Raw genomic sequence first — 21,265 nt, forward strand, 5'->3', positions numbered from 1 at the left:
GGCTTCGCCATGCTCCCGGGCCCCCCACCGCACCCCCGTCGCGCGCGACCCGCGCGTGACCCGCACGCGACGCCAACTCTCTCTTCAACACGGCGTTATGGGGTGCTTGCACACAGTGCACATGTCTTGTGATGCTATGACCGCTTTTGCCAGATAGATGCGATACGCGATACATGCTGCGATACATGCACTGTGAAGGGTGGCGTGACCGTGACGGCCCGTACTGCGCCCAAGGCTCCGGCCCGCGAGAGCCGTAGCGCGGACACCCGGGCGCTGACGCAGGTGCTCTTCGCGGAGCTGGCGGGCCTGGTACCCGGCACCCCCGAGCACTCCCGCGTCCGTGCCGCACTGATCGAGGCCAACCTCCCGCTGGTCCGCTACGCCGCGGCCCGCTTCCGCAGCCGCAACGAACCGATGGAGGACGTGATCCAGGTCGGCACCATCGGCCTGATCAACGCCATCGACCGGTTCGACCCGGAGCGCGGCGTGCAGTTCCCCACCTTCGCGATGCCCACCGTCGTCGGCGAGATCAAGCGCTACTTCCGGGACAACGTCCGCACCGTCCACGTCCCGCGCCGCCTGCACGAGCTGTGGGTCCAGGTCAACGGCGCCACCGAGGACCTCACGGTGCTGCACGGCCGCTCCCCCACCACCGCCGAGATCGCCGAGCGGCTGAAGATCGGCGAGGACGAGGTGCTGGCCTGCCTGGAGGCGGGCCGTTCGTACCACGCCACATCGCTGGAGGCCGCCCAGGAGGGCGACGGGCTGCCCGGCCTGCTGGACCGCCTCGGCTACGAGGACCCCGAACTGGCCGGCGTCGAGCACCGGGACCTCGTGCGGCACCTCCTCGTCCAGCTCCCGGAGCGCGAGCAGCGCATCCTCCTGCTCCGTTACTACAGCAATCTGACGCAGTCCCAGATCAGTGCGGAACTCGGGGTTTCGCAGATGCACGTGTCCCGGCTACTGTCGCGGAGCTTCGCCCGGCTGCGATCCGCAAACAGGATCGACGCCTAACCGGCACGGGCGACCCGCTCCTGCACGGATATGTCGACAAGACGCTACAGCGCGTTGCCGACATGTGACATTCTGCTGGAACCGCGTTTGCCGTGGTGCTGCTTCCGGTATTCAGGTGGAGGCATAACTCCTCGGTCCGCCCTGGGCCGAGGACGCCGCAGCGACCCGTCCGCGACCTCAAGGGGGTGGCATGTCCGTAGAACTGGGCAGCTCGAAGGTGCTTCCCGCGATTCCCGCGCCGGCACCACACGTGCATGACGACGTCGACGCCATCAACACCCGCTCGCTCTCCCGGTCCCTGTTCCTGCGGCTCGCCACGCTCGACAAGGACTCCGCCGAGCGCGCGTACGTGCGCGACACACTCATCGAACTCAACCTCCCGCTCGTGCGTTACGCGGCCGCGCGCTTCCGCAGCCGCAACGAGCCGATGGAGGACATCGTCCAGGTCGGCACCATCGGCCTGATCAAGGCCATCGACCGTTTCGACTGCGAACGCGGGGTGGAATTCCCGACGTTCGCGATGCCGACCGTGGTCGGCGAGATCAAGCGCTTCTTCCGCGACACGTCGTGGTCCGTGCGCGTCCCGCGTCGCCTCCAGGAACTCCGCCTGGCCCTCACCAAGGCCAGCGACGAGCTCTCCCAGAAGCTGGACCGCTCGCCCACCGTGCCCGAACTCGCCGTGTGCCTGGGGGTGTCGGAGGAGGACGTCGTCGACGGCCTGGCGGTGGGCAACGCCTACACCGCCTCCTCGCTCGACTCCCCCTCGCCCGAGGACGACGGCGGCGAGGGCTCCCTGGCGGACCGCCTCGGCTACGAGGACACCGCGCTGGAGGGCGTGGAGTACCGCGAGTCCCTCAAGCCGCTGCTGGCCAAACTCCCGCCCCGGGAGCGCCAGATCATCATGCTGCGGTTCTTCGCCAACATGACGCAGTCCCAGATCGGCGAGGAGGTCGGCATCTCCCAGATGCACGTCTCCCGGCTGCTCACCCGCACGCTGGCGCAACTCCGGGAAGGTCTGATCTCGGACTGAGGCACGGTCCGCCGAGGGGCATCGGCGAGCGCCGATCCGGTCGCTCGGCGGACAGCAACCAAGACGACGGCGCGCCACCGCGCGACGCCCGACTCGGCCTCCACCGGCCGCGTGGCGTGACTCCCGTCACGCCCCCACCTCTGCGGCCCCGCGCCGACCCTCGCGCGGCGCAGCCCCGCGCTCCGCCGCCCTTCACTTCTGATGGTTCGTCAGCAACACTGTGCCCAGCTACCGCTGGGAGGTGTCCGCACCATGCCACGGACCACACCTGCTGCCCACGTTGCCGCCGCCGCTGCGGCCGCGCTCTGCCTGGGCGGCGTCCTCACCGGCTGCGGCAGCGCGGCCGGATCCGGCTACGCCGCAGTGGGCGCGGCAGGCCCCACCGACCCGACCGCGCCCCCACGCGGCGGCGTCGAGCTGACGCCCCTGCCAGGCAACGACGCCACCTCCGGCCCTACCGGCTCCCCTGGCTCCCCTGGGACATCCGGCCCTCCCAGCCCTCCCGGCTCTTCCGGCCCTTCCGGCCCGAACGCACCGGGGGCCACGGGCACCACCCCGCCCGGCTCCCCCACCACACCACCCGCGGGCCAGGGCAACGGCAACGGCCACCACGGTCCGGGCTCCAACACCCCGCCCCCGTCGGACGGTTCACCCGCCCCGCAACCCGGCGGTTCCACCGCACCCGAGCCGCCCTCCCCGACCATCCCGGCCGGCCCGAACGCCCCGTCCGGCCTGGTCGTCGGCAAACCCGCGCTCGCGGACACCGACGTCCGCTGGTGCCAGCGGGTCACCATCGACTTCCTCAACACCGGCCCACGCCCGGTCACCACCGGCACCGTCACCTTCGGCAGTCACGTCATCGGCGCCCTCGGCATCGACTGGGCCACCCTCGACTCCACCCGCGCCCTCCCGCTCCCCCTGCCCCCGGGAAAACCGGCGGCCGGCTCCTGGCGGGTCTGCGTGGACGCCTGGCGCGTACCGCTCGGCATGCACCTGGACACCAAGGACGTCACGTTCAAGTGGAAGTGAGCGGGCGGGGGTTGGCGGGCGATGGCGGTCGGCCGGCCATCGCTACGCCTCGACGTCGTAGGTAAGGACGTAGGCGGCCGAGTCCAGGACCATCTCGTTGACCTCCACCGCACGACCGCCGGCCGCGAGGGCGGTGCGGACGACGACGATCACCGGCGTGCCCGCGCCGAGGCACAGCCGGTCCGCCTCGTCCCCGGACGGCATCCGGCTGCGGATCTCCTCCCGGAAGTGCACGGGTGGGCAGCCGAGTTCGGCCGGGCGTGCGGAGATGCCGCCGGGGCTTCAACTGACGGTCGTCGGCCTTGGCGGTCATGCGTCCTGCTCTCCGTGCACGGCCGGAACGGGCACCCTAGGCGAGCCTGCCGCGCGGGGCCCGCTGACGCGTCAGGCCGGCGGACCCACCTCGTGCCGTGTCTCCCGGCCTTCGGGCCAGATCCGAAGACGAAGCCGGCCGATGCCGGGGCGATCGGCGGCCACGTACTGCTCGTACGCCCGGGCGACCTCGTCCCACAACTTCCGGACGCCGTACTGCGCCACCGCGAAGGTCGAGGTCTGCCGGCCGTCGTAGTCCACGCTGGCCCAGCTCGTCGCCTGGTCGTCCGCCAACCACAGCCGGGTACGGGCCCCTTCCACCTCCGTGTCCCAGGAGTGCCACGCTCCGGGCACGTGCAGGCCCACGTACATCTGCGCATCGAGATCGTTTCCGGCCACTGACCATGGGGAGAGGCGGGTCGTGGACCGGTCGGGGTGTTGTCCGTCGCGCAGCACGTCACGGCGCAGTTCGACATGGGTCTGCTGGGCCCGCATCAGCATGAAGGAACCGTACGGAGCAAGGGCGCCCTCGGCCGTACCGTCCGCCTGCTTGGTGGCGACGAGGGTGCCGTAGTTGCACCATGCGGTGTCCCAAGGGGTGACGATGCGGCCGCCTGCCGCGACCTGCTCCAGCCAGGGAAGCGGCACGGCCCTCACGGCGCAGGTGGAGATGATCGCGTCGTACGGGGCGGCCGGTTGCCAGCCGCCCGCACCGTCCGCGCAGTGCAGCTCCGGCCGCTGGCCGCTCGCCCGCAGCGCCTGCTCGGCCCGGCGGACGAGCCCTGGATCGACGTCGAGCGAGGTCACGTTCTCGGCGCCGAAGAGGTACGAGAGCAGAGCCGCGTGGAAGCCGGTGCCGGTACCGATCTCCAACACCCGTTTTCCCCGAGGGCCGTTGAGGGCCGTCAGCATGCGGACGACCACGCTCGGCATCGAGGCGGAGGAGGCGGGGACGCGATCCCCGTCGGGCAGCACGGTGAACTGCGTGACCAGAGGGACGTCACCGTAGGCCGCGCGCCACCAGCGTTCGGGCTCCTGCGCGCGGTCGCACGGCTCGTAACCTCCCTTTCCGTCGCGCAGCCACAGTGCCGACGGCAGGAAGAGATGACGGGGTACGGCGCGGAGGGCCGCCCGTAGACGGGCGGGGACGGGCGCTCCCAGTTGTTCGGCGATCTGCGCCAGCAGGCCGTCAACGGCCTCGTCGGGCGCTGGAGGGGTGTCCAACGGACCTACTGCGGTTGCGGCGGCGGAGCGGGCTCCGGAGGCGGGACGGGCCGACCCGGCTGCTGTCCGTCGTCTCCGATCGGGGAGCGGTGTTTGCCCACGGTGCGCCTCCTCCGTCGGTCCTCAGGTCATGCCGAGCGTAGGGCCCGCGCCGAAGAGGGCGTAAGGGCGTGGAAGAGCGCGGCGGCGCGGGACGGCGCATCCGCCACCCGAACGGCGATGAGTTTCCGGAAGCGTGACGGTCGATACAGGTAGATGAGTCGCAACGAACCCACGCGAGCCGAGCCCGTCCGACGGGCCGGCCACCCCCTCCAGGAGCGCGTCATGCCGAAGATCACCCCCAACCTCTGGTTCGACACCCAGGGCATGGAGGCCGCCGAGTTCTACTGCTCGGTCTTCCCGAACTCGAAGATCAAGAACGTCACGCACTACACGGAGGGCAGCCCGGGCACGGCCGGCACGGTGCTGACCGTCGAGTTCGAACTGGACGGCCGCGAGTTCACCGCGCTCAACGGCGGTCCGCAGTTCACCTTCGACGAGGCGATCTCCTTCGCCGTCACCTGTGCCGACCAGGGCGAGATCGACCACTACTGGGCCAAGCTCTCCGAGGGCGGCGAAGAGGGCCCCTGCGGCTGGCTCAAGGACAAGTACGGGCTGTCCTGGCAGATCGTCCCGGACGGGATGGCCGACATCCTGAACGACCCCGACCGCGCCCGTGCGGCCCGCGCGATGCAGGCCGTGATGGGCATGAAGAAGATGGACATCGCGGCGCTGGAGGCGGCGGCCGACGGCAGAGGGTGACCGTCCGCGGACATGCACGGCCCTGGCTGCGGGGTCCTCCGGTCGCGGGAGCGGGGAGCTACTTCTCCACCCACACGTGGTGCCCGTCGTCATCAACGGTCAGGCCGAGGCGGCCGAGGCCGGGGCGGCCCTGCTCCCGCCACCAGCCGTAGGCGGCCTCGACCTCGTCCCAGAGCCGGCGGTCACCGTACTGGTAGACCGTGGAATGCTGCCTGTCCTCGCGGAACAGGACGCACGCCCAGGATCGGTCGTCGGCCACACTGCACAGCCAGACCGGCCGTTGCCCCTCCTGCGGCTCGTCGAGGACGACGGTGCAGTCGGGGACGAGCAGGCCGAGGACGAGCCGGCTGCTGTCCCATTCACCGCCGATCGTCTCGGCCAACGTGAGCGTCGTGGCGCTGCGCTCCGCTTCGTCCCTGGACTCGGTGGTCACGTAGTCCGCGTACTCGGGCACCGCACGACGCTGGGCCCGAAGGCTCATGAACTGCACCAGGTCCTTGAACGTCCCGCTGGCGCTCCGGCCGTCCTCCGCGACCGTGAGCGCGACCGTGGCCTCCGTAGGCGTGAAGCGGGTGCCCCACGGCACCACGATCACGCCCCCGGGGCGACACTGCTCCCACCAGGCACGAGGGAAGGTGTGTACCCCGCAGGTGACGATGATCCTGTCGTACGGTGCGCGGGCCGGGTATCCCTGGAAACCGTCGCCGCAGACGACCGTGACCGCCCCCAGCCCCTGCCGTTCCAGGGCGCCTCGGGCCGCTGCGGCGACGGACGTGTCGACCTCCACCGTGGTCACGTTCTCGGCACCGAGGCGGGACGCGAGGAGAGCGGCGTTCCAGCCCGTCCCGGTGCCGATCTCCAGTACCCGCTGCCCAGAACGCACGGTGAGGTCGCGCAGCATCGCGGCAACGACAGGCGGCGCCGACGCCGACGACGACGCCACCCGGCCCCTCCCCGGCCCTTCGTGCTCCCCGTCGTCCCACTGCGTCACCAGAGGGTGGACGGAATCGGCCGCCTCGCGCCACCGCCGCGGATCACGCATGCGGTCGACCGCTTCGACTTCTCCGGTCGCCACATGGTGCTGCCAGAAGAGATCGGGCAGGAACCCGGCCCGGGGCAGGCCCTCGAAGACGGGCTCCCATTCGGCGGTCAGTGCGCCGTCCGCCACGAGCCGCGCCGCCATCCCCCGCCACTGCCCGCTCACTTGCCGCGCTTCCCGCCGCCCTTGGGCGCACCGCCGTCGGTCTGCGGCGGTTCCTTGGGCGGGGTCCACGGCTGCCCTGGCAGCTTGTCGGGCTTGCCGCTGTCATCGGGCTTGTCGCGCTTGCCCATGGCACCTCCTACTTCCGCCCCTATGGGACGGATCACCCTAGTGGGCGGCTGATGGCGGAGGGAAGGTCGCACTGACGGGGCGCACCATGCCGTGTGCGTCCCGCGGGCGCCGAGACGTGAACCGTCCCCGGTACACCGGACGTTCATGACGGCGACCGTAGCCGGGCCGGCGAGAGGCGGCGGACTCCTTCCGTACGGATACGACAACGGCCCCCGGTCGGGGGCCGTTCTGCTGCTCGTTCAGCGCACCAGGGTCAGTGGGAAAGCGCGTTGCCCTTGACCGCCGCGATGAAGGAGGAGAAGGAAGCCACCGGGAAGGAGAGGACCGGGCCCTCCGGGGTTTTGCTGTCCCGGACCGGGACCACCCCATCCGGCGCGAAGGTCAGGCAGACCTCGACACACTGGCCGCCGTCGGATCCGCTGTACGAGGACTTGACCCACGCGGCGGCGGCGAGGTCTATGCCTGCGCTCATGAGATGAACTCCTTGTGCAATCCCTTGACCATTGCGAGCGAATCATCCGGAGACAAGGCGTGCGCCCGCAGCCGATCATAGTTGCGCACGGCGGTCGCGACAGTTGGCTCCCTGTCGTAGAGCTTGCCCCCGAGTGGGCCATCCGAGTAGAGGATGGTGGGCTCGGAGTGGAACGTGAGCAGAGTGAACGGCAACACGTGCGCCGCAGCAGCCCCAGCAGCGAACGTGATCACTTGCATGTCGATGCCGGGGCTCTCGGCCGAGGCGATCAAGTGCCCTAACTGGGCGGCCATCACTGCGGGTCCGCCGACGTGCGTTCTCAGGCACGCCTCGTGCAGGACCACCCACAGTGTTGGCGGGTCTTCCTGGGCCATCACGGTGCGGCGACCTATGCGGGCATCGACCTTGCCCTTGATCACGTCCGCTGGCGCGTGCGGGTGCCCGGCGCGGAAGATCGCATGCGCGTACGCCTCCGTCTGCAAGAGGCCCATGATGCCGTGGACCGAGTAGTCGAGGATGCTGGCCGCCTTCTTCTCCTTCTCTAGGTACGAGACGAACCAGCTCGGGTGATCGGCCTCATCAAGTCTCTTCAACAAGCCGGCAAACAGGCCGTTCGTGCCGAAGGCCAGGTCGCACCCACTGGCGAACTTCGCGCTGGGCATCTGCTTCCCCGCCTCCACCATGCTGACGTAGCCATCGGAATAGCCCACGGCCTTGGCCAGGTGCTTCTGCGTCAGCTTGCGGCCGAGTCGTACGCGCTTCACGTCCGCACCGAAGCGTTGAAGAGGATTGAAGCCCTCAGGGGCCGTCGTCTCATCCAACCCTGTGACCTCCCACTTTTACCGCTGGGCACCGCAGCACAGCGCAGCATGAATCTCAGTTTCGCTACTGAAGTCCGCCCAACCTATTGGAACTTGGGCCTCCATGGTGACCAATTGACTACACCCGGTACACGACCGGGCGACCAAATCGACGCCAGATCACCCGCCACACGCAAGACCCCCGCGACCGTTGGTGGACGGCCCGGGGGCGTGGCCCTCAACCCCATGGAGGTTGACGACAGTGCTGCACACTAACCGAACGATCTTCGAAACGCTGCTGGACCTGTTACTGCCCGCCCACGGCTGCCACCGGGCGGTCGGGCCGCGTCGGCTGCACGGAGTGGAGGTGGCCGCCCGATGAACGCCATCGACGGCGCGCGGCTGCTGCCGTGGGCCAGTTGGGACGGGAAGCCGTGCTATCTGCTGCGCGGCAACGGGGTCGGGTACGTCTCGCGGCTCGCCGATCGGGTCGAGGCGGAGCAGATGGCCTCGGCGGCCGAACTCATCGAGGACGCCTACCGGATCCTGGCCGACCGGGCGTGGACGCCGGGAGAAATCCACCTTCTGGCCGTGGAGTTGAACGACCGTCTGGCCAAGGTGCACCGGGTGTCGGAGAGTCGGGGCGCTCGCCTGCTGTGGTTGCAGGAGGACGAGGACGACCTCGACGCTGAGGACGGGGCACCGTCCGCCCCATAGCCCCCGACCGGACAGCCCGAGAAGCAGCCCGGTCCGTCCTGCGGGGAGCGTCCCGGGCGCTCCCCTGAAGGATGCCGCGGTGGGTTCGCCCGCGCGGTGAGGGAGAGCGGTCCCGCTCGGTGGGCGTGCGCGCCGGGCGGGGCCGCGTCGGCGGTGGGGTGCCGGGCGAGGCCCGGCGGGATGTCGAGCCCGGGCGGACGGTGGCCGTCGGGCGAACTCCCTCCGCTGGCCGGATCGTTGGCCTCAGGCCACTTGGGCTGTGGCCGCCAGGACCAGCTCGCGCAGGGTGACGCGCTGCGGCTGCTGGTACGCGAAGCCGATCGCCGCGGCCACGTCTTCGGGGGCGAGCACCTCGATGGAGTCCTTGAACGCCTGGTAGTCGGCCTTCACCAGCTCGTCGGTGGTGTGCGAGAGCAGTTCCGTCTCCACCGCCCCCGGGGCGATGGTGACGACGCGGACCCCGTGGCCCGCGACCTCCTCGCGCAGGCTCTCGGACATGCCGTGCACGGCGAACTTGCTGCCGCTGTAGACCGTGTGGTTGGCGTAGGTCCTGCGGCCCGCGACCGAGCTGACGTTGATCACCGTGCCGCGGCCGCGCTCGATCATGCCGGGCAGGACCGCACGTACCCCATGGAGCAGCCCCCGCACGTTGACGTCGAACATCCGCTCCCACTCGTCGGCCGGCTGCCTGGCCACCTCGCCCAGCAGCATCACGCCCGCGTTGTTGACGATCAGGTCGGCGGGGCCGTACAGCGCCTCGGCTTCCCGGACGGCCCCGGCCACCGCCTCGGCGTCGGTGACATCGACGGACCTGGCGAGCGTGTCGGGGAGGCCGAGCGCATCGATCCGCTCCACCCTGCGGGCCAGCAGCAGGAGGGGGTGGCCGAGTGCGGAGAGGGTACGGGCGGTGGCGGCGCCGATGCCCGAGCTGGCTCCGGTGATGACGGCGAGGGGCTTGGCGGCGGTGTTCAGGTCGGCGTTCATGTCCTCAACCTTGGTCGTCCGGCGGAACCCGAACAACGGCCGGTTCCGCAACGATCGATAACCTGATGGTTATGGAACGCCGCGACGTCGAGATCTTCCTGGCCCTCACCGAGGAGCTGCACTTCGGCCGCACCGCGCAGCGCCTGCACGTCTCACAGGCCCGGGTCAGCCAGACCATCAAGCAACTGGAACGGCGCATAGGCGCGGCGCTCTTCGAACGGACCAGCAGACGCGTGGAGTTGACGCCGATCGGGCGCCGCCTCGCGGACGACATACGCCCCGGCTACGAGCTGATCAGGGCTGGCGTCGAGCGGGCGGTCGCCGCGGGACGCGGTCTGGCCGAGCCGCTGCGCGTCGGGTTCAGCAGTCCGCTCGCCGGTGAGCTCGTGCTCTTCGCCGCCTCCGCCTACCGCGAGCGGCATCCGGCGGCCGGCGAGGTCCTGCTGCACGAGACCCCGCTCTCCGACCCCTTCGGCCTGCTGCGCTCGGGAGAACTCGACCTGCTGCTCGCCCAGTTCCCCGTCGTCGAGCCCGATCTGGCCACCGGGCCCGTACTGATCTCCGACACCCGCGTGCTGGCCGTCTCCACCCGGCACCCCTTCGCGAAGCGGCCCTCCGTCCGGGTCGAGGACCTCGCCGGGGACAAGGTGCTCAGTCTCTCGGGGCCCGTACCGGAGTACTGGCTCGACCATCTCCTGCCGCGCACGACTCCGGCGGGCCGTCCCGTCGAGCGTGGTGAGCGGGCGGCGACCCGGCAGGAGCTCCTCGCCCTGGTCGGGGCGGGGCGAGGAGTACATCCGGCCGCCGCGCACGAGGTCAGGTACTACGCCCGGCCGAATATCGCGTACGTCCCGTTCGACGACGCTCCCCCACTGGAGTACGGCCTGGTGTGGCGGGCCGCGGCGGACACCGGACGCATCCGCGCCTTCGCCGAGGCGGCAGCGGAGACGGTGCTGCGGCAGGGCGGTCCGGGGGACGTCTGCGCGGAGTGCCGCTGATCCGGCCCGGGTTCGGACCCGGGCGCTCAGCCCAGCGCCAGCCAGGCCGCGCCGGCCACCACCACGAGGGCGACGACGACGCCGACGATCAGGCCGACGCGCGGCCCCGAGGGCGCCTGCTGGGGTGCGGGTGCGCGGCGGCCGCCCTGGGGGGCGCCGCCCTGCGGGGTGCCGCCGTCGTCCACGAAGGCTTTGAACATCTGCGTGCTGCCCGCCGGGTCGTAGTTGCCCTCGGCCTGGTTCTGCGGGTTGGTCGCCATGGGGAAGGACCCTAGCGAACCCCGGACGTGGGGGCACCCTTGGGGCGCGTATCCTCCGCGTGCCCGCGCGGGGGCGGCGGACAGGGGCGCCGGGACCCGCCTACGGAGCGCATACCGCCTGGTCACGGAGTGTAGGCGGGGCGTCTACGCGGGGGCGCGTGACGCGTACATGGCGTGAGGGGTGGGGTGGACACGGGGGGACGGGGCGGCACAAAGGGCACGCGGCCGTCGAGTTGATCTTTCACTACCGCATTGACCAGCACCTTTACGTGCCAAAACGAGTTTCTTGGGATTTACATGGGTCAGGCTTTGCCTTTTCCATGCCGTTCTCGCCATCAAATCGTTTGCCTTCAGCAACCAACTTTGCCTATGGTTGCCCCAAGCAACAAAACAACCGCGTAGGTTGCGCAGGTGAAGAGGCGTGGAGGAGCCGGTGGCCGCTCACAGTCAGTACGAAGAGCTGGCCCGGCAACTCAGCGCCGTCGGGGCCGTCAAGCGGGAGATGGGGCGGATCCTGCCCCAGGACTGCCCGCCGGCGTCGGCCGGGGTGCTCACGCTCCTCGACCGGCACGGCGAGATGCGGATGAGCCAGCTGGCCGAGCTGCTCGCGATCGACATGTCGGTGACCAGCCGGCACGTCGCGCACATCGCTGAGCGCGGCTGGATCGAGCGCGAGCCCGATCCGGCGGACAAGCGGTCGCGGCTGCTGCGACTGACCCCGAAGGGCAGGGAGCTCCTGGCGGAGCTCGCCGAGCGCTACACGCAGACGCTCGCCCGGTACTTGGACGACTGGACCGACACCGACGTCGGGCACCTCATCGAGCTGCTCGCCAGGCTCCGCACGAGCTTCGGCGACTGCCGCACCCGGGCACATCACGACTCCCCCTCCCCCACCCGCTCACCCGCCGCCGGATGAGAAGCGAAGCAAAGGAAGTAAGGAACTACATGGCTACGACCTCACCAGCAGGTGTGCGGGGCGGGCATGCCAAGCATGGGGGCGGCCACGGCGGCTCCCACGACGGCCCCATGACACACCGTCAGATCATGGAGGCGCTGTCCGGGCTGCTGCTCGGCATGTTCGTCGCCATCCTGTCGTCGACGATCGTCTCCAACGCGCTGCCGCACATCATTCACGACCTGCACGGCGGGCAGAGCGCGTACACCTGGGTCGTGACCGCGGCGCTGCTGGCGATGACCGCGACCACGCCGCTGTGGGGCAAGCTCTCCGACCTGTTCAGCAAGAAGGCGCTCGTCCAGGTCGCGCTGATCATCTACGTCGGCGGGTCGGTCGTCGCCGGTCTGTCGCAGAACACCGGCATGCTGATCGCCTGCCGCGTGGTGCAGGGCATCGGCGTGGGCGGTCTGTCCGCACTGGCCCAGATCGTCATGGCCGCGATGATCTCCCCGCGCGAGCGCGGGCGTTACAGCGGCTACCTGGGCGCGACCTTCGCCGTGGCGACCGTCGGCGGCCCGCTGCTCGGCGGCGTCATCACCGACACCAGCTGGCTCGGCTGGCGCTGGTGCTTCTACGTCGGCGTGCCGTTCGCCATCATCGCGCTGATCGTGCTGCAGAAGACCCTGAAGCTCCCGGTCGTCAAGCGCGAGGGCGTCAAGATCGACTGGGCCGGCTCGTTCTTCATCGCCGCCGCGGTCACCCTGCTGCTGGTGTGGGTCACCCTGGCCGGCAAGAACTACGACTGGATCTCCTGGCAGACCTTCGCCATGGTCGGCGGTGCGCTGCTGCTCGCGGTGGTCTTCGTGATCGTCGAGTCCAAGGTCGAACAGCCGCTGATCCCGCTGCGGTTGTTCCGGAACAAGACGATCACCCTGGCGACCATCGCCTCCCTGTGCGTCGGCGTCGGGATGTACAGCGGCACGGTCTTCTTCTCGCAGTACTTCCAGCTGGCCGAGGGCAAGACCCCGACGATGTCCGGCGTCATGACCATCCCGATGGTCATGGGCCTGTTCCTCGCCTCGATGATCTCCGGCCAGATCATCACCCGCACCGGGCGCTGGAAGGTCTTCCTCGTCAGCGGCGGCGTGCTGCTCACCGCGGGTCTCGGCCTGCTGGGCACGCTGCGCGCGGACACCCCGTACTGGCACGCGGCGATCTACATGGCGCTGATGGGCCTGGGCGTCGGCATGATGATGCAGAACCTGGTCCTGGCGACCCAGAACCAGGTCGCGCCCCAGGACATCGGATCTGCCAGTTCGCTGGTCACTTTCTTCCGTACCCTCGGTGGTGCGGTGGGCGTCTCGGCGCTCGGCGCAGCGCTCGCCAACCGCGTCACGCACTACGTGACCGACGGGCTGACCGCCCTCGGCCCCAAGGCCGCCGCGGCGGCGAGCCACGGCAGCACCGGCAGCGACGGCATTCCGGACCTGTCCGCGCTGCCGGCCCCGATCCGGTCGATCATGGAGGACGCGTACGGGCACGGCGTCGGCGACGTCTTCCTCTACGCGGCTCCGTTCGCCCTCATCGCCCTGCTCATCACCCTGTTCATCAAGGAGGTCGCCTTGCGCAGCAAGTCCGGTACGGAGCGCGCCCTCGCCGGCGACGGCGACAGCGACGCGTCCCAGACCCCCGCGGCCGCCGCGGCACCGGCCCCGCTCGCCGCGTCCGCCCCGGCGTCCGCCGCCGCGGTCGAGGAGCGGGAGCCCGCCCTGGTGGGTGCCGCCCCCTCCATATCCGACGACGACGGCCTGCACACGCCGTCCTGGGCCAAGCCGGCCCAGGCGACCCAGCCCCTGGCCGCCTTCGCCTCCGCCGGCGGCGGTGACGCCGCCCCGGTCGGCCCCGCGGTCCACGGCTTCGTCCGCAACGCCGAGGGCAGCCCGGTCCCCCGCTCCGCCGTCACGCTGATCTCGCTCAGCGGCCGGCAGTTGGGCCGCTCGGTCGCCCAGGCCAACGGCTCGTACGCACTGCAGGCGCCCGGCGCCGGCTCCTACGTCCTGATCGCGGCGGCCGACGGCCACCAGCCGCAGGCGTCCACGGTCGTCATCAGCGACGCGCCGCACGCCTACGACATCCTGCTCAGCGGCACCAGCGGCCTGGTCGGCCTGGTCCGCAGCGCGGTGACCGGCGAGGCGGTGGGCGGCGCGATGGTCGTCGTCACCGACGTCCGCGGCGAGGTGCTCGCCACCGGCCTGACCCCCGCCGAAGGCACCTTCGCCTTCGCCGAACTCACCCCCGGCACCTACACCGTGGCGGTCAACGCGGCGCACTACCGGCCCACCGCCCAGCCCGTCGAGATCGGCGGCCAGGGCACCACCCGGACCGAGATCGAGCTGCTGTCCGGCGCCCGGGTGCAGGGCGTCGTGCGGGCCGGTGCGGACCGCACCCCGCTGGCCGACGCCCGGGTCACCCTGGTCGACGCGGCGGGCAACGTCGTGGCCACCTCCACCACCGGTGCGGACGGCGCCTACGCCTTCACCGACCTGGACGCCGGCGACTACACCGTCATCGCGAGCGGCTACCCGCCGGTCGCCAACGGGCTGGCGATCAGCGCCGGCGGGGTGGACGGCTACGACGTCCAGCTCGCCCACCCCGGGGACTGACCCGGACCCGGGCCCCGCGACCGCGGCGGCCCGGGCGACACACCCCGGACCGGGGCGCGCGTCGAGCGGAGACGCGCCCCGGACCGGACCCGGGACTCCGGCGGCGGCGCTGCGCACAGGCAGGGGACGGCCTGCAGCGCCGCCGCCGGAGTCCGACCCCCACCGACCGGCCGGGGAACGGCGGCGACCGGGGGCCGGACCGGGACCACCCGGGCCCGCAGGGCCCGACGGACCACCCGCTCACACGGACACACGCACGGACAGGCACGGCACGCACCGGCACCACGCGGTACGGACCGGCACTGAACGGGAGAGGCACGTAAATGACTTCGACGGGCGCGGGAGCTGCGGGAGTACGGGCGCAGGTCCGCACGCGGGACGGCTGGGCGGTACAGCACGCCGTGCTGACCGTCACCGACATGACGGGCGCGCAGGTGCTGCGGGCGTCCGCCGACCAGGAGGGCGCGGTGCGCAGCGCGGAGCCGCTGCCGGCCGGCCCCTACACGGTCATCGTCACCGCGGTCGGCTACGCGCCGATCGCCTCCAGCGCGATCGTGACGGCCAGCGGCCGGATGGACGTCGGCAACGTGGTCCTGGCCCGCCAGGGCGGCGTGGAGCTGCCGCCGCCGGGCCCCTGGACCATCGACCCCATGCACTCCACCGTGGCGGCGGTCGCCCAGCACCTGGGCATCTCCAGCGTGCACGGCCGCTTCACCGAGTTCAGCGGCCGGATCGACATCGCCGAGGACGTCGAGAAGTCCCGCGTGGAGGCGGTCATCAAGGCCGCGTCGATCGACACCGGCAACGGCATGCGCGACGGCCACCTGCGCAACGAGGACTTCCTCAACGTCGAGGTCTACCCGCAGATCACCTACCGCAGCACGGGTCTCGAACCGGCCGGCCCGGACCGCTGGACGGTGCACGGCGACCTCTCGCTGCACGGCGTGGTCCGCCCCGTGGACCTCGACCTCAGCTACCTCGGCACCGGCCCGGACCCGTGGGGCGGCGTCCGCGCTGCCTTCCGCGCCACCGCGGAACTGCGCCGCGAGGACTTCAAGATGAACTACAACCAGGTCGTGGCCGCCGGCATCGCGGCCATCGGCACCACCCTGAAGGTGGAACTGGACATCCAGGCCGTGCAGGGCGACAGCCTGCCCATGGGCTGAGCGGCGTCCGGACGCGGGTCCGTGCGCGTCCGCGCGAAAGGGGCGGGCCCCGGCGATTCCTTCGCCGGGGCCCGCCCCTTCGGCTACGACCGGAGCGCCTCGCGCGGCTCGGGCGCGGTGGCGGCGCTCTCCCACACCGTGAAGAAGGCCAGCCGCAGGCAGGCCGCGAGCGCCGGGTGCTCGATGACCAGGGCGGTGGTGGAGTCCCCGCCGGCCACCGGGTCGGGCATGTCGCACAGCACCAACGAGGCGTCGGCGATGACGAGTTTGAGCGGCAGGTCCGCGGTGAAGCGGGCCTCCTCGCCGGCCTCCGCGAAGCTGCGGACGTTGGCGAGCATGCCGGCGTCCTCCAGCGCCCCGGAGGAGTAGATGGCGCGGACGGTGCCGCCGGCCCGGTGCAGACGACGGGCGGCGGTCATGCCCTCGGCGTTCTCCGCGGGGGCGACGAACGGCGGCTTGCAGAAGCTCAACAGCTCGTGGCGGGCCTGGCGTTGGATGTCCGCGAACCGTTCGGCGATCACCGTCGGATCGCGCAGCACCTCGACGTAGTCGAGCGGGTCGCTGTGCCGGCGGCCGTCCGCCCACAGCGGCTGGAGGGAGGCGGCCAGGGTGTCGGAGGCGCGTTCCAGCCGCTCCAGGGACTCGCGTTGCAGCGCCACCAGCCGGGCGACGGCGAGTTCGGGCGCGACGGCCGAATAGGTCGCCACCCGCCCGGGGTGCGCATTGGCCAGCCGCCGCCGGACCAGCGCGTCCAGCACGTCGTACACCCGCTGGCGCGGCACGTCGGCCTCGCGCGCGACCTCGGCGGCGGTGTACGACTCCCGTCGGATCAAGGCGAGATAGACCCGTGCTTCGTAACGGGCCAGGCCCAGCGCGACGAGGTTGCCCACCGCGTCTTCTTCCCACTCCATGACGCACCAAGGTATCGGGCCGCGCCGCCCGGTGGGTCGGTGTCCGGGAGGCTGCCAAAAGCGGTCGAGAGGAAGGCTTTGCCGTAACCGGGTGTCCCTTTGACGGTGTGTTCACTACTTTCCTCATAAGCCACCACTGACCGGGGTGGCACCCATCGAGTGCATGTGCGCGACGCACCACCGGAGTTGCCCGGAGTCCACGGGGGGCCGGACGTCATGCCCGCGACGTGACGGGGGGCCTGCGGGGGGCTGCACCTCACCCCTTCGCATCGTTGCCTGTCATGTCCGTGACATGCCGCCCGGACCACGCGACGCCGCTGCTCCGGTCCCCACCCGCACCACCGGCACCACCGCGTTTCAGCACCGCACCCGCATCCCCCCACCCGGCGTCCGCGGACCGTGGGTCGCCGGCTTCCCCACTCCCCCCACGGAGGTCATTCCCTTGCCTTCCCTGCGACAGCGCACGGCGGACAGCAACAGAGCGGACCGCACCGGAGGGCTGGCGCGCCGCGGCGTCCCGGCCCTGCTCTCGGCGGCCACCCTCGTCGTCGGCGGTCTCATCGCGGCCGCCCCGGCGGGCGCCGCCCCGGCCCCGGCCGCCCCGCACGCGTCCCCCACCGCGTCGACGTCCACCGCCGTCCACACCCACCGCCTGTGCTCGGAGCCGACCAAGCCCGGCTACATGGCGTGCAACGCGGTGGCCCGCACGGACGTGAAGCAGAGCCTGTCCCTCGGCCGCCACCTCACCCCGTCCGGCTTCGGCCCCAGCGACCTGCAAAGCGCGTACAAGCTGCCGAAGACCGGCGGTTCGGGCCAGACGGTGGCGATCGTCGACGCCAACGACGACCCCAACGCCGAGAAGGACCTGGCCACCTACCGCAAGCAGTACGGCCTGCCCGAGTGCACCACCGCCAACGGCTGCTTCAAGAAGGTCGACCAGAACGGCGGCACCAAGTACCCGGCACCGGACTCCGGTTGGGCCGGCGAGATATCCCTCGACGTCGACATGGTCAGCTCCGCCTGCCCCTCGTGCCACATCCTGCTGGTCGAGGCGAACAGCGCCAACATGGACGACCTGGGCGCGGCGGTGAACCGCGCGGTCACCATGGGCGCCAAGTTCGTCTCCAACAGCTACGGCGGCGGCGAGGACTCCACCGACGCCACCTCGGACGAGAAGTACTTCAAGCACCCGGGCGTCGCGATCACCGTCAGCTCCGGTGACAGCGGCTACGGCGTCGAGTACCCGGCGGCCTCGCAGTACGTCACCGCGGTCGGCGGTACCTCGCTCAAGAAGGACAGCAGCACGCGCGGCTGGAGCGAGTCGGTCTGGGGCACCAAGGCGGGCGGCGAGGGCGCCGGTTCGGGCTGCTCGCAGTACGACGCCAAGCCGTCCTGGCAGAAGGACACCGGCTGCGCGAAGCGCGCCGTGGCGGACGTCGCCTCGGTCGCCGACCCGGCCACCGGCCTCGCGGTCTACGACAGCTACCAGGCCACCGGCTGGAACGTGTACGGCGGCACCAGCGCCGCCGCGCCGTTCATCGCCGGCGTCTACGCCCTCGCGGGTGCCCCGGGCGCGTCCGACACCGCGGCCTCGTACCCGTACACCCACGCCTCCGCGCTGAACGACGTCACCAGCGGCGCCAACGGCTCCTGCTCGCCGGCGTACCTCTGCACGGCGGGCAAGGGCTACGACGGCCCGACCGGCCTCGGCACCCCGAACGGCACCGCGGCCTTCACCAAGTGAGTCACCCCCCGGTGGTCTGACCCGGCTTTCGGTGCGGTCCCGCGACCGCACCGGAAGCCGGGCCGGCCGCCCCACCGACCGTCGCAGTCCGGTGCCCGTCCGACGAACCGGACTGCGACCCTCAACCCGTGGGCCCGGACCGTTCCCGACCGGTCCGGGCCCGCACCCGTACCGACCTGGTGACGGTGTGAGATGACCCAGTCGTGCCCGGCGCGGCAGCCCCGGCTCTGCGGGGCGACCCGGCCGGAGGACAGCAACAACCCGCGGCCCTGCGCCCGGACCGAACACCGCGGCGGCCAGCACATCGACCGGCAGGGCGTCGCGTGGCCCGAGCGGGCCGAGGCGCGGTAGCCGCGGGTGCGGCCCCCCTCGCGGCGGTGGTCGGGTGCTCAGTCCGCCCGGCCGGCCCGCATCGCCTCGATGCCCGCGATCTGGAGGTCGAGGGCGAAGGCGAAGTCGCGGTCGAGCATGTCGAGGGCGCTGGCGTCGGGCATGGCGTAGCCGGCGCGGGTGGAGAGCTCCATCGTCTCGGCGAAGTCGGGACGGTCCGAGATCGCGGTGATGACGTGGGCGAAGTAGTCGTCGATGCTCAGGCCGGCGGCGCGGCAGCGGGCCTCGTGCAGGCTGCGGATGGTGGCGAAGCCGTAGACGAAGTGGAAGAGCGAGGCCAGCGCGCCGGAGGTGCCGTCCGGGCCCAGCCCGCTGCGGGCCATGACCCGCAGGGTGGCGTTGGAGAAGGCCGTGGAGCGCGGGCCGATGTTGGGGTACTCGCCGAGCAGGCGCGGCGCCCACGGATGCCGCAGCAGGACGTCGCGGTAGGTGGTCGCCAGGCCGCGGAGCTGGTCGCGCCAGTCGGCGGTGGCGTCCGCTTCGGCGTCGTCGGGCAGCGCCAGCTCGCCGGCCACCGCGTCCACGGCCAGTTCGAGCAGGTCGTCCTTGGTGTCGACGTACCAGTACAGGGACATCGCGGTCACGCCGAGTTCGGCGGCCAGGCGCCGCATGGAGAACTTGGCCAGGCCCTCGGCGTCGAGCAGCCGGACGGACGCCTCGACGATCTTGTCGAGGGCGAGTCCGGCCGGCTGCTCCGCCTTCCTTCTGAGCGGGGGGCGCTCGGTCAGCCACACGCTGTGCGGTAGCTGCTCGGCGCGCTCGTTCGTCGCCGCTGCCATGGCGCCCCTCCTTGGGTCGTGCGATGGGACCGGACCTTTGGGCGCGCCCCGTCGGGACGACCGTCGGCCCGGACGACGGGACGGACGACGGGACGGGCGGGGCCCCGTCTTCCGACTCCGATGCTATTCCGCCGCCGCGGTGGCCGGATCTTGGCCGGTGCTCGCCGCCGGAACCGCGGCCGCGCGCTCCACGCGCTCCGCCCGCCGCAGCAGCACCGCGGCGGTGAGCCCACCGAGGAACACCGCCGCCGCACCGACCAACTGGCTGGTGCCGATGCCGGACGCGAAGGCGTCGTGCACCGCGGTGCGCTCGGGGGCGGAGTGCGTACGGGCCAGGGCCGCGGGGAGCGAGCCGGCGCCGGCGGCCACCACCGGGAGCAGCGCGGCGAAGCGGGAGTTGAGGACCGCGCCGAGCACCGCGACGCCCAGGCCCTGGCCGAACTCCATCAGGGTGCCGTTGACGCCGGCGCCGACGCCCGCCTTGGCCGGCGGGATCGCGGACATGACGGCGTTGGCCATCGTCGGCATCGCGATCGCCACGCCGACGCCCATGACGACCAGGCCGAGGAGCATGCCGCCGTAGCTGTGGCCGCCCAGCAGGGATATCGCGGCGAGGCCGACGGCCAGCAGGGACATCCCGGTGACGATCATGCCCGGGGTGCCGAAGCGGGGCATCAGCCGGGCGCCCAGGCCGGTGAAGTTGATCAGCACGACGGTGAGCGCGAGCGGCGCCATCCGCAGACCGGCGTCCAACGGGCCGAAGCCGAGCACCAGTTGGAGGTGCTGGGTGAGCAGGAACATCGAGCCGCCCATGCCGAAGGCGACCAGGATGCCGCCGGCGACCGCGCCGACGAACCGGCGGTTGCGGAAGAAGTGCATGTCCAGCATGGGGTGCGGGATGCGCAGCTCCCAGAAGGCGAAGAGCGCCAGGCCGACGACGCCGACGGCGGCCGAGAGCAGCACCCGACCCGACAGCCAGCCGTGCACCGGCCCGGAGATGATCGCGAAGACCACCGCGACCATGCCGACCATCGACAGCAGCGCGCCCAGCACGTCCGGGCGTTCACCGCCGCGGCTCTTGGATTCGGGGACCAGCGCGAGGACGGCGACCAGCGAGATCACCACGACCGGGAGGTTGACCAGGAACAGCGAGCCCCACCAGAAGTGGTCGAGCAGCGCGCCGCCGATCAGCGGCCCGGCGGCGAAGCCCAGCGAGTTCACCGAGCTCCAGATGCCGATGGCCTTGGGCCGCTCCGCGTCGTCGAATATCTGCATCACGACGGCGAGGGTGGTGGTCATCAGCAGCGCCCCGCCGACCCCCATCCCGGCCCGGGCGGCGATCAGCTCGCCGGGCGAGTGGGCGAGGGCGGCGGCGAGCGAGGCGATGCCGAACAGCGCCAGGCCCACGGCGAGCATCTTCTTGCGGCCGTAGCGGTCCGCGGAGTTGCCCGCGATCAGCAGCAGGCCGGACTGGACCAGCGAATAGGCGTTGAGCATCCACTGGACGTCGGCGGTGGTCGCGCCCAGTTCCTCGGTGAGGGAGGGGACGGCGACGTTCAGCACGGTGTTGTCGAGGACGACCGTCAGCTGCGCCAGGCAGATGGCGGCGAGGATCAGCCAGCGCGTGGCGGGCCGGCCGGGGGGTTGGAGGGTGACGGTGGCGCCGGGGGCCACGGCGGGCATACGAGCTCCCTGTACGGTGCGAGCGGATGGCTTACACCGTACAGGGACTCTTATACGCCG

The 21,265-nt window shown here is 71.5% G+C and carries 22 protein-coding genes; 11 read left to right on the forward strand and 11 right to left on the reverse strand.

Translation table 11 applies throughout. The features are described 5' to 3' along the window. Nucleotides 1–204: 204 nt before the first annotated feature. From ABD385_RS34105 to ABD385_RS34115, 3 genes are all read left to right on the forward strand, one after another. Nucleotides 205–1,014 carry an RNA polymerase sigma factor SigF gene (locus ABD385_RS34105; RefSeq protein WP_344583240.1) on the forward strand — a complete coding sequence of 270 codons (810 nt, stop codon included), beginning with the start codon at nt 205–207 and terminating at the stop codon, nt 1,012–1,014. Nucleotides 1,015–1,204: 190 nt separating this feature from the next. Further along, nucleotides 1,205–2,044, forward strand: a complete 840-nt coding sequence (locus tag ABD385_RS34110; protein WP_344583242.1) for an RNA polymerase sigma factor SigF — start codon at nt 1,205–1,207, stop codon at nt 2,042–2,044. Between the two features lie 252 nt (nt 2,045–2,296). After that, nucleotides 2,297–3,073, forward strand: coding sequence for a hypothetical protein (locus tag ABD385_RS34115; RefSeq protein ID WP_344583244.1), 777 nt, complete (start codon nt 2,297–2,299; stop codon nt 3,071–3,073). Nucleotides 3,074–3,115: 42 nt separating this feature from the next. On the opposite strand, the gene ABD385_RS34120 is transcribed toward ABD385_RS34115, so the two are convergent. Then, nucleotides 3,116–3,343 carry a UTRA domain-containing protein gene (locus tag ABD385_RS34120; protein WP_344583288.1) on the reverse strand — a complete coding sequence of 76 codons (228 nt, stop codon included), beginning with the start codon at nt 3,341–3,343 and terminating at the stop codon, nt 3,116–3,118. 114 nt (nt 3,344–3,457) lie between these two features. Next, nucleotides 3,458–4,609: a methyltransferase domain-containing protein gene (locus ABD385_RS34125; RefSeq protein ID WP_344583246.1), complete on the reverse strand. Its 1,152-nt coding sequence runs from the start codon at nt 4,607–4,609 to the stop codon at nt 3,458–3,460. Nucleotides 4,610–4,933: 324 nt separating this feature from the next. On the opposite strand from ABD385_RS34125, the gene ABD385_RS34130 reads away from it, so the two are divergent. Continuing rightward, nucleotides 4,934–5,410, forward strand: coding sequence for a VOC family protein (locus tag ABD385_RS34130; protein WP_344583248.1), 477 nt, complete (start codon nt 4,934–4,936; stop codon nt 5,408–5,410). Between the two features lie 58 nt (nt 5,411–5,468). On the opposite strand, the gene ABD385_RS34135 is transcribed toward ABD385_RS34130, so the two are convergent. From ABD385_RS34135 to ABD385_RS34150, 4 genes are all read right to left on the reverse strand, one after another. Beyond that, complete coding sequence (locus tag ABD385_RS34135) at nt 5,469–6,614, reverse strand: methyltransferase domain-containing protein (RefSeq protein ID WP_344583250.1); 1,146 nt, start codon at nt 6,612–6,614, stop codon at nt 5,469–5,471. Beyond that, nucleotides 6,611–6,742 (reverse strand): hypothetical protein, encoded by a 132-nt coding sequence (locus ABD385_RS34140; RefSeq protein WP_275463716.1) that lies wholly within the window; start codon nt 6,740–6,742, stop codon nt 6,611–6,613. Before ABD385_RS34140 ends, ABD385_RS34135 begins: the two co-directional genes overlap by 4 nt. 254 nt (nt 6,743–6,996) lie before the next feature. Further along, nucleotides 6,997–7,215: a DUF397 domain-containing protein gene (locus tag ABD385_RS34145; protein ID WP_344583252.1), complete on the reverse strand. Its 219-nt coding sequence runs from the start codon at nt 7,213–7,215 to the stop codon at nt 6,997–6,999. Continuing rightward, nucleotides 7,212–8,036: a helix-turn-helix domain-containing protein gene (locus tag ABD385_RS34150; RefSeq protein WP_344583254.1), complete on the reverse strand. Its 825-nt coding sequence runs from the start codon at nt 8,034–8,036 to the stop codon at nt 7,212–7,214. The genes ABD385_RS34145 and ABD385_RS34150 overlap by 4 nt, the downstream gene beginning before the upstream one ends. Nucleotides 8,037–8,393: 357 nt before the next feature. Here ABD385_RS34150 and ABD385_RS34155 point away from each other — a divergent pair, with 357 nt between their 5' ends. Continuing rightward, the gene (locus ABD385_RS34155) at nt 8,394–8,732 is read left to right on the forward strand and encodes a hypothetical protein (RefSeq protein WP_344583256.1); all 339 of its coding nucleotides are present in this window, start codon (nt 8,394–8,396) and stop codon (nt 8,730–8,732) included. A gap of 243 nt (nt 8,733–8,975) precedes the next feature. On the opposite strand, the gene ABD385_RS34160 is transcribed toward ABD385_RS34155, so the two are convergent. Continuing rightward, nucleotides 8,976–9,716, reverse strand: a complete 741-nt coding sequence (locus ABD385_RS34160) for an SDR family oxidoreductase (RefSeq protein WP_344583257.1) — start codon at nt 9,714–9,716, stop codon at nt 8,976–8,978. A gap of 71 nt (nt 9,717–9,787) precedes the next feature. Between ABD385_RS34160 and ABD385_RS34165 the strand changes: the two genes are divergently transcribed. Next, nucleotides 9,788–10,714: a LysR family transcriptional regulator gene (locus tag ABD385_RS34165; protein ID WP_344583259.1), complete on the forward strand. Its 927-nt coding sequence runs from the start codon at nt 9,788–9,790 to the stop codon at nt 10,712–10,714. A gap of 26 nt (nt 10,715–10,740) precedes the next feature. Here ABD385_RS34165 and ABD385_RS34170 read toward each other — a convergent pair whose 3' ends face one another. Next, complete coding sequence (locus tag ABD385_RS34170; protein WP_344583261.1) at nt 10,741–10,974, reverse strand: hypothetical protein; 234 nt, start codon at nt 10,972–10,974, stop codon at nt 10,741–10,743. Between the two features lie 433 nt (nt 10,975–11,407). On the opposite strand from ABD385_RS34170, the gene ABD385_RS34175 reads away from it, so the two are divergent. The 3 genes from ABD385_RS34175 (at nt 11,408) to ABD385_RS34185 (ending at nt 15,698) form a co-directional block, all read left to right on the forward strand. Beyond that, entirely contained in the window at nt 11,408–11,890 is a 483-nt protein-coding gene (locus tag ABD385_RS34175) for a MarR family winged helix-turn-helix transcriptional regulator (protein WP_344583262.1), read from the forward strand. A 110-nt stretch (nt 11,891–12,000) separates the two neighbouring features. After that, entirely contained in the window at nt 12,001–14,532 is a 2,532-nt protein-coding gene (locus ABD385_RS34180) for an MFS transporter (RefSeq protein WP_486388774.1), read from the forward strand. A 323-nt stretch (nt 14,533–14,855) separates the two neighbouring features. Continuing rightward, nucleotides 14,856–15,698, forward strand: a complete 843-nt coding sequence (locus ABD385_RS34185) for a YceI family protein (protein ID WP_344583266.1) — start codon at nt 14,856–14,858, stop codon at nt 15,696–15,698. Nucleotides 15,699–15,781: 83 nt separating this feature from the next. Here the strand turns inward: ABD385_RS34185 and ABD385_RS34190 are convergent, their stop codons facing one another. Next, a complete protein-coding gene (locus ABD385_RS34190) occupies nt 15,782–16,609 on the reverse strand; it encodes a TrmB family transcriptional regulator (RefSeq protein WP_344583268.1) in 828 nt (275 codons plus the stop codon). A gap of 499 nt (nt 16,610–17,108) precedes the next feature. Here ABD385_RS34190 and ABD385_RS34195 point away from each other — a divergent pair, with 499 nt between their 5' ends. Then, a complete protein-coding gene (locus tag ABD385_RS34195) occupies nt 17,109–18,353 on the forward strand; it encodes a S53 family peptidase (RefSeq protein ID WP_344583290.1) in 1,245 nt (414 codons plus the stop codon). Nucleotides 18,354–18,545: 192 nt separating this feature from the next. Continuing rightward, nucleotides 18,546–18,704, forward strand: coding sequence for a hypothetical protein (locus tag ABD385_RS34200; protein WP_344583270.1), 159 nt, complete (start codon nt 18,546–18,548; stop codon nt 18,702–18,704). Nucleotides 18,705–18,742: 38 nt separating this feature from the next. Here ABD385_RS34200 and ABD385_RS34205 read toward each other — a convergent pair whose 3' ends face one another. Both ABD385_RS34205 and ABD385_RS34210 read right to left on the reverse strand, forming a co-directional pair. Continuing rightward, a complete protein-coding gene (locus ABD385_RS34205; protein ID WP_344583271.1) occupies nt 18,743–19,522 on the reverse strand; it encodes a TetR/AcrR family transcriptional regulator in 780 nt (259 codons plus the stop codon). Nucleotides 19,523–19,645: 123 nt separating this feature from the next. Then, nucleotides 19,646–21,205: an MFS transporter gene (locus ABD385_RS34210; protein WP_344583272.1), complete on the reverse strand. Its 1,560-nt coding sequence runs from the start codon at nt 21,203–21,205 to the stop codon at nt 19,646–19,648. Nucleotides 21,206–21,265: the final 60 nt, after the last annotated feature.

It is taken from the genome of Streptomyces lunalinharesii (assembly GCF_039532155.1).
Taxonomy (GTDB): Bacteria; Actinomycetota; Actinomycetes; order Streptomycetales; family Streptomycetaceae; genus Streptomyces; species Streptomyces lunalinharesii.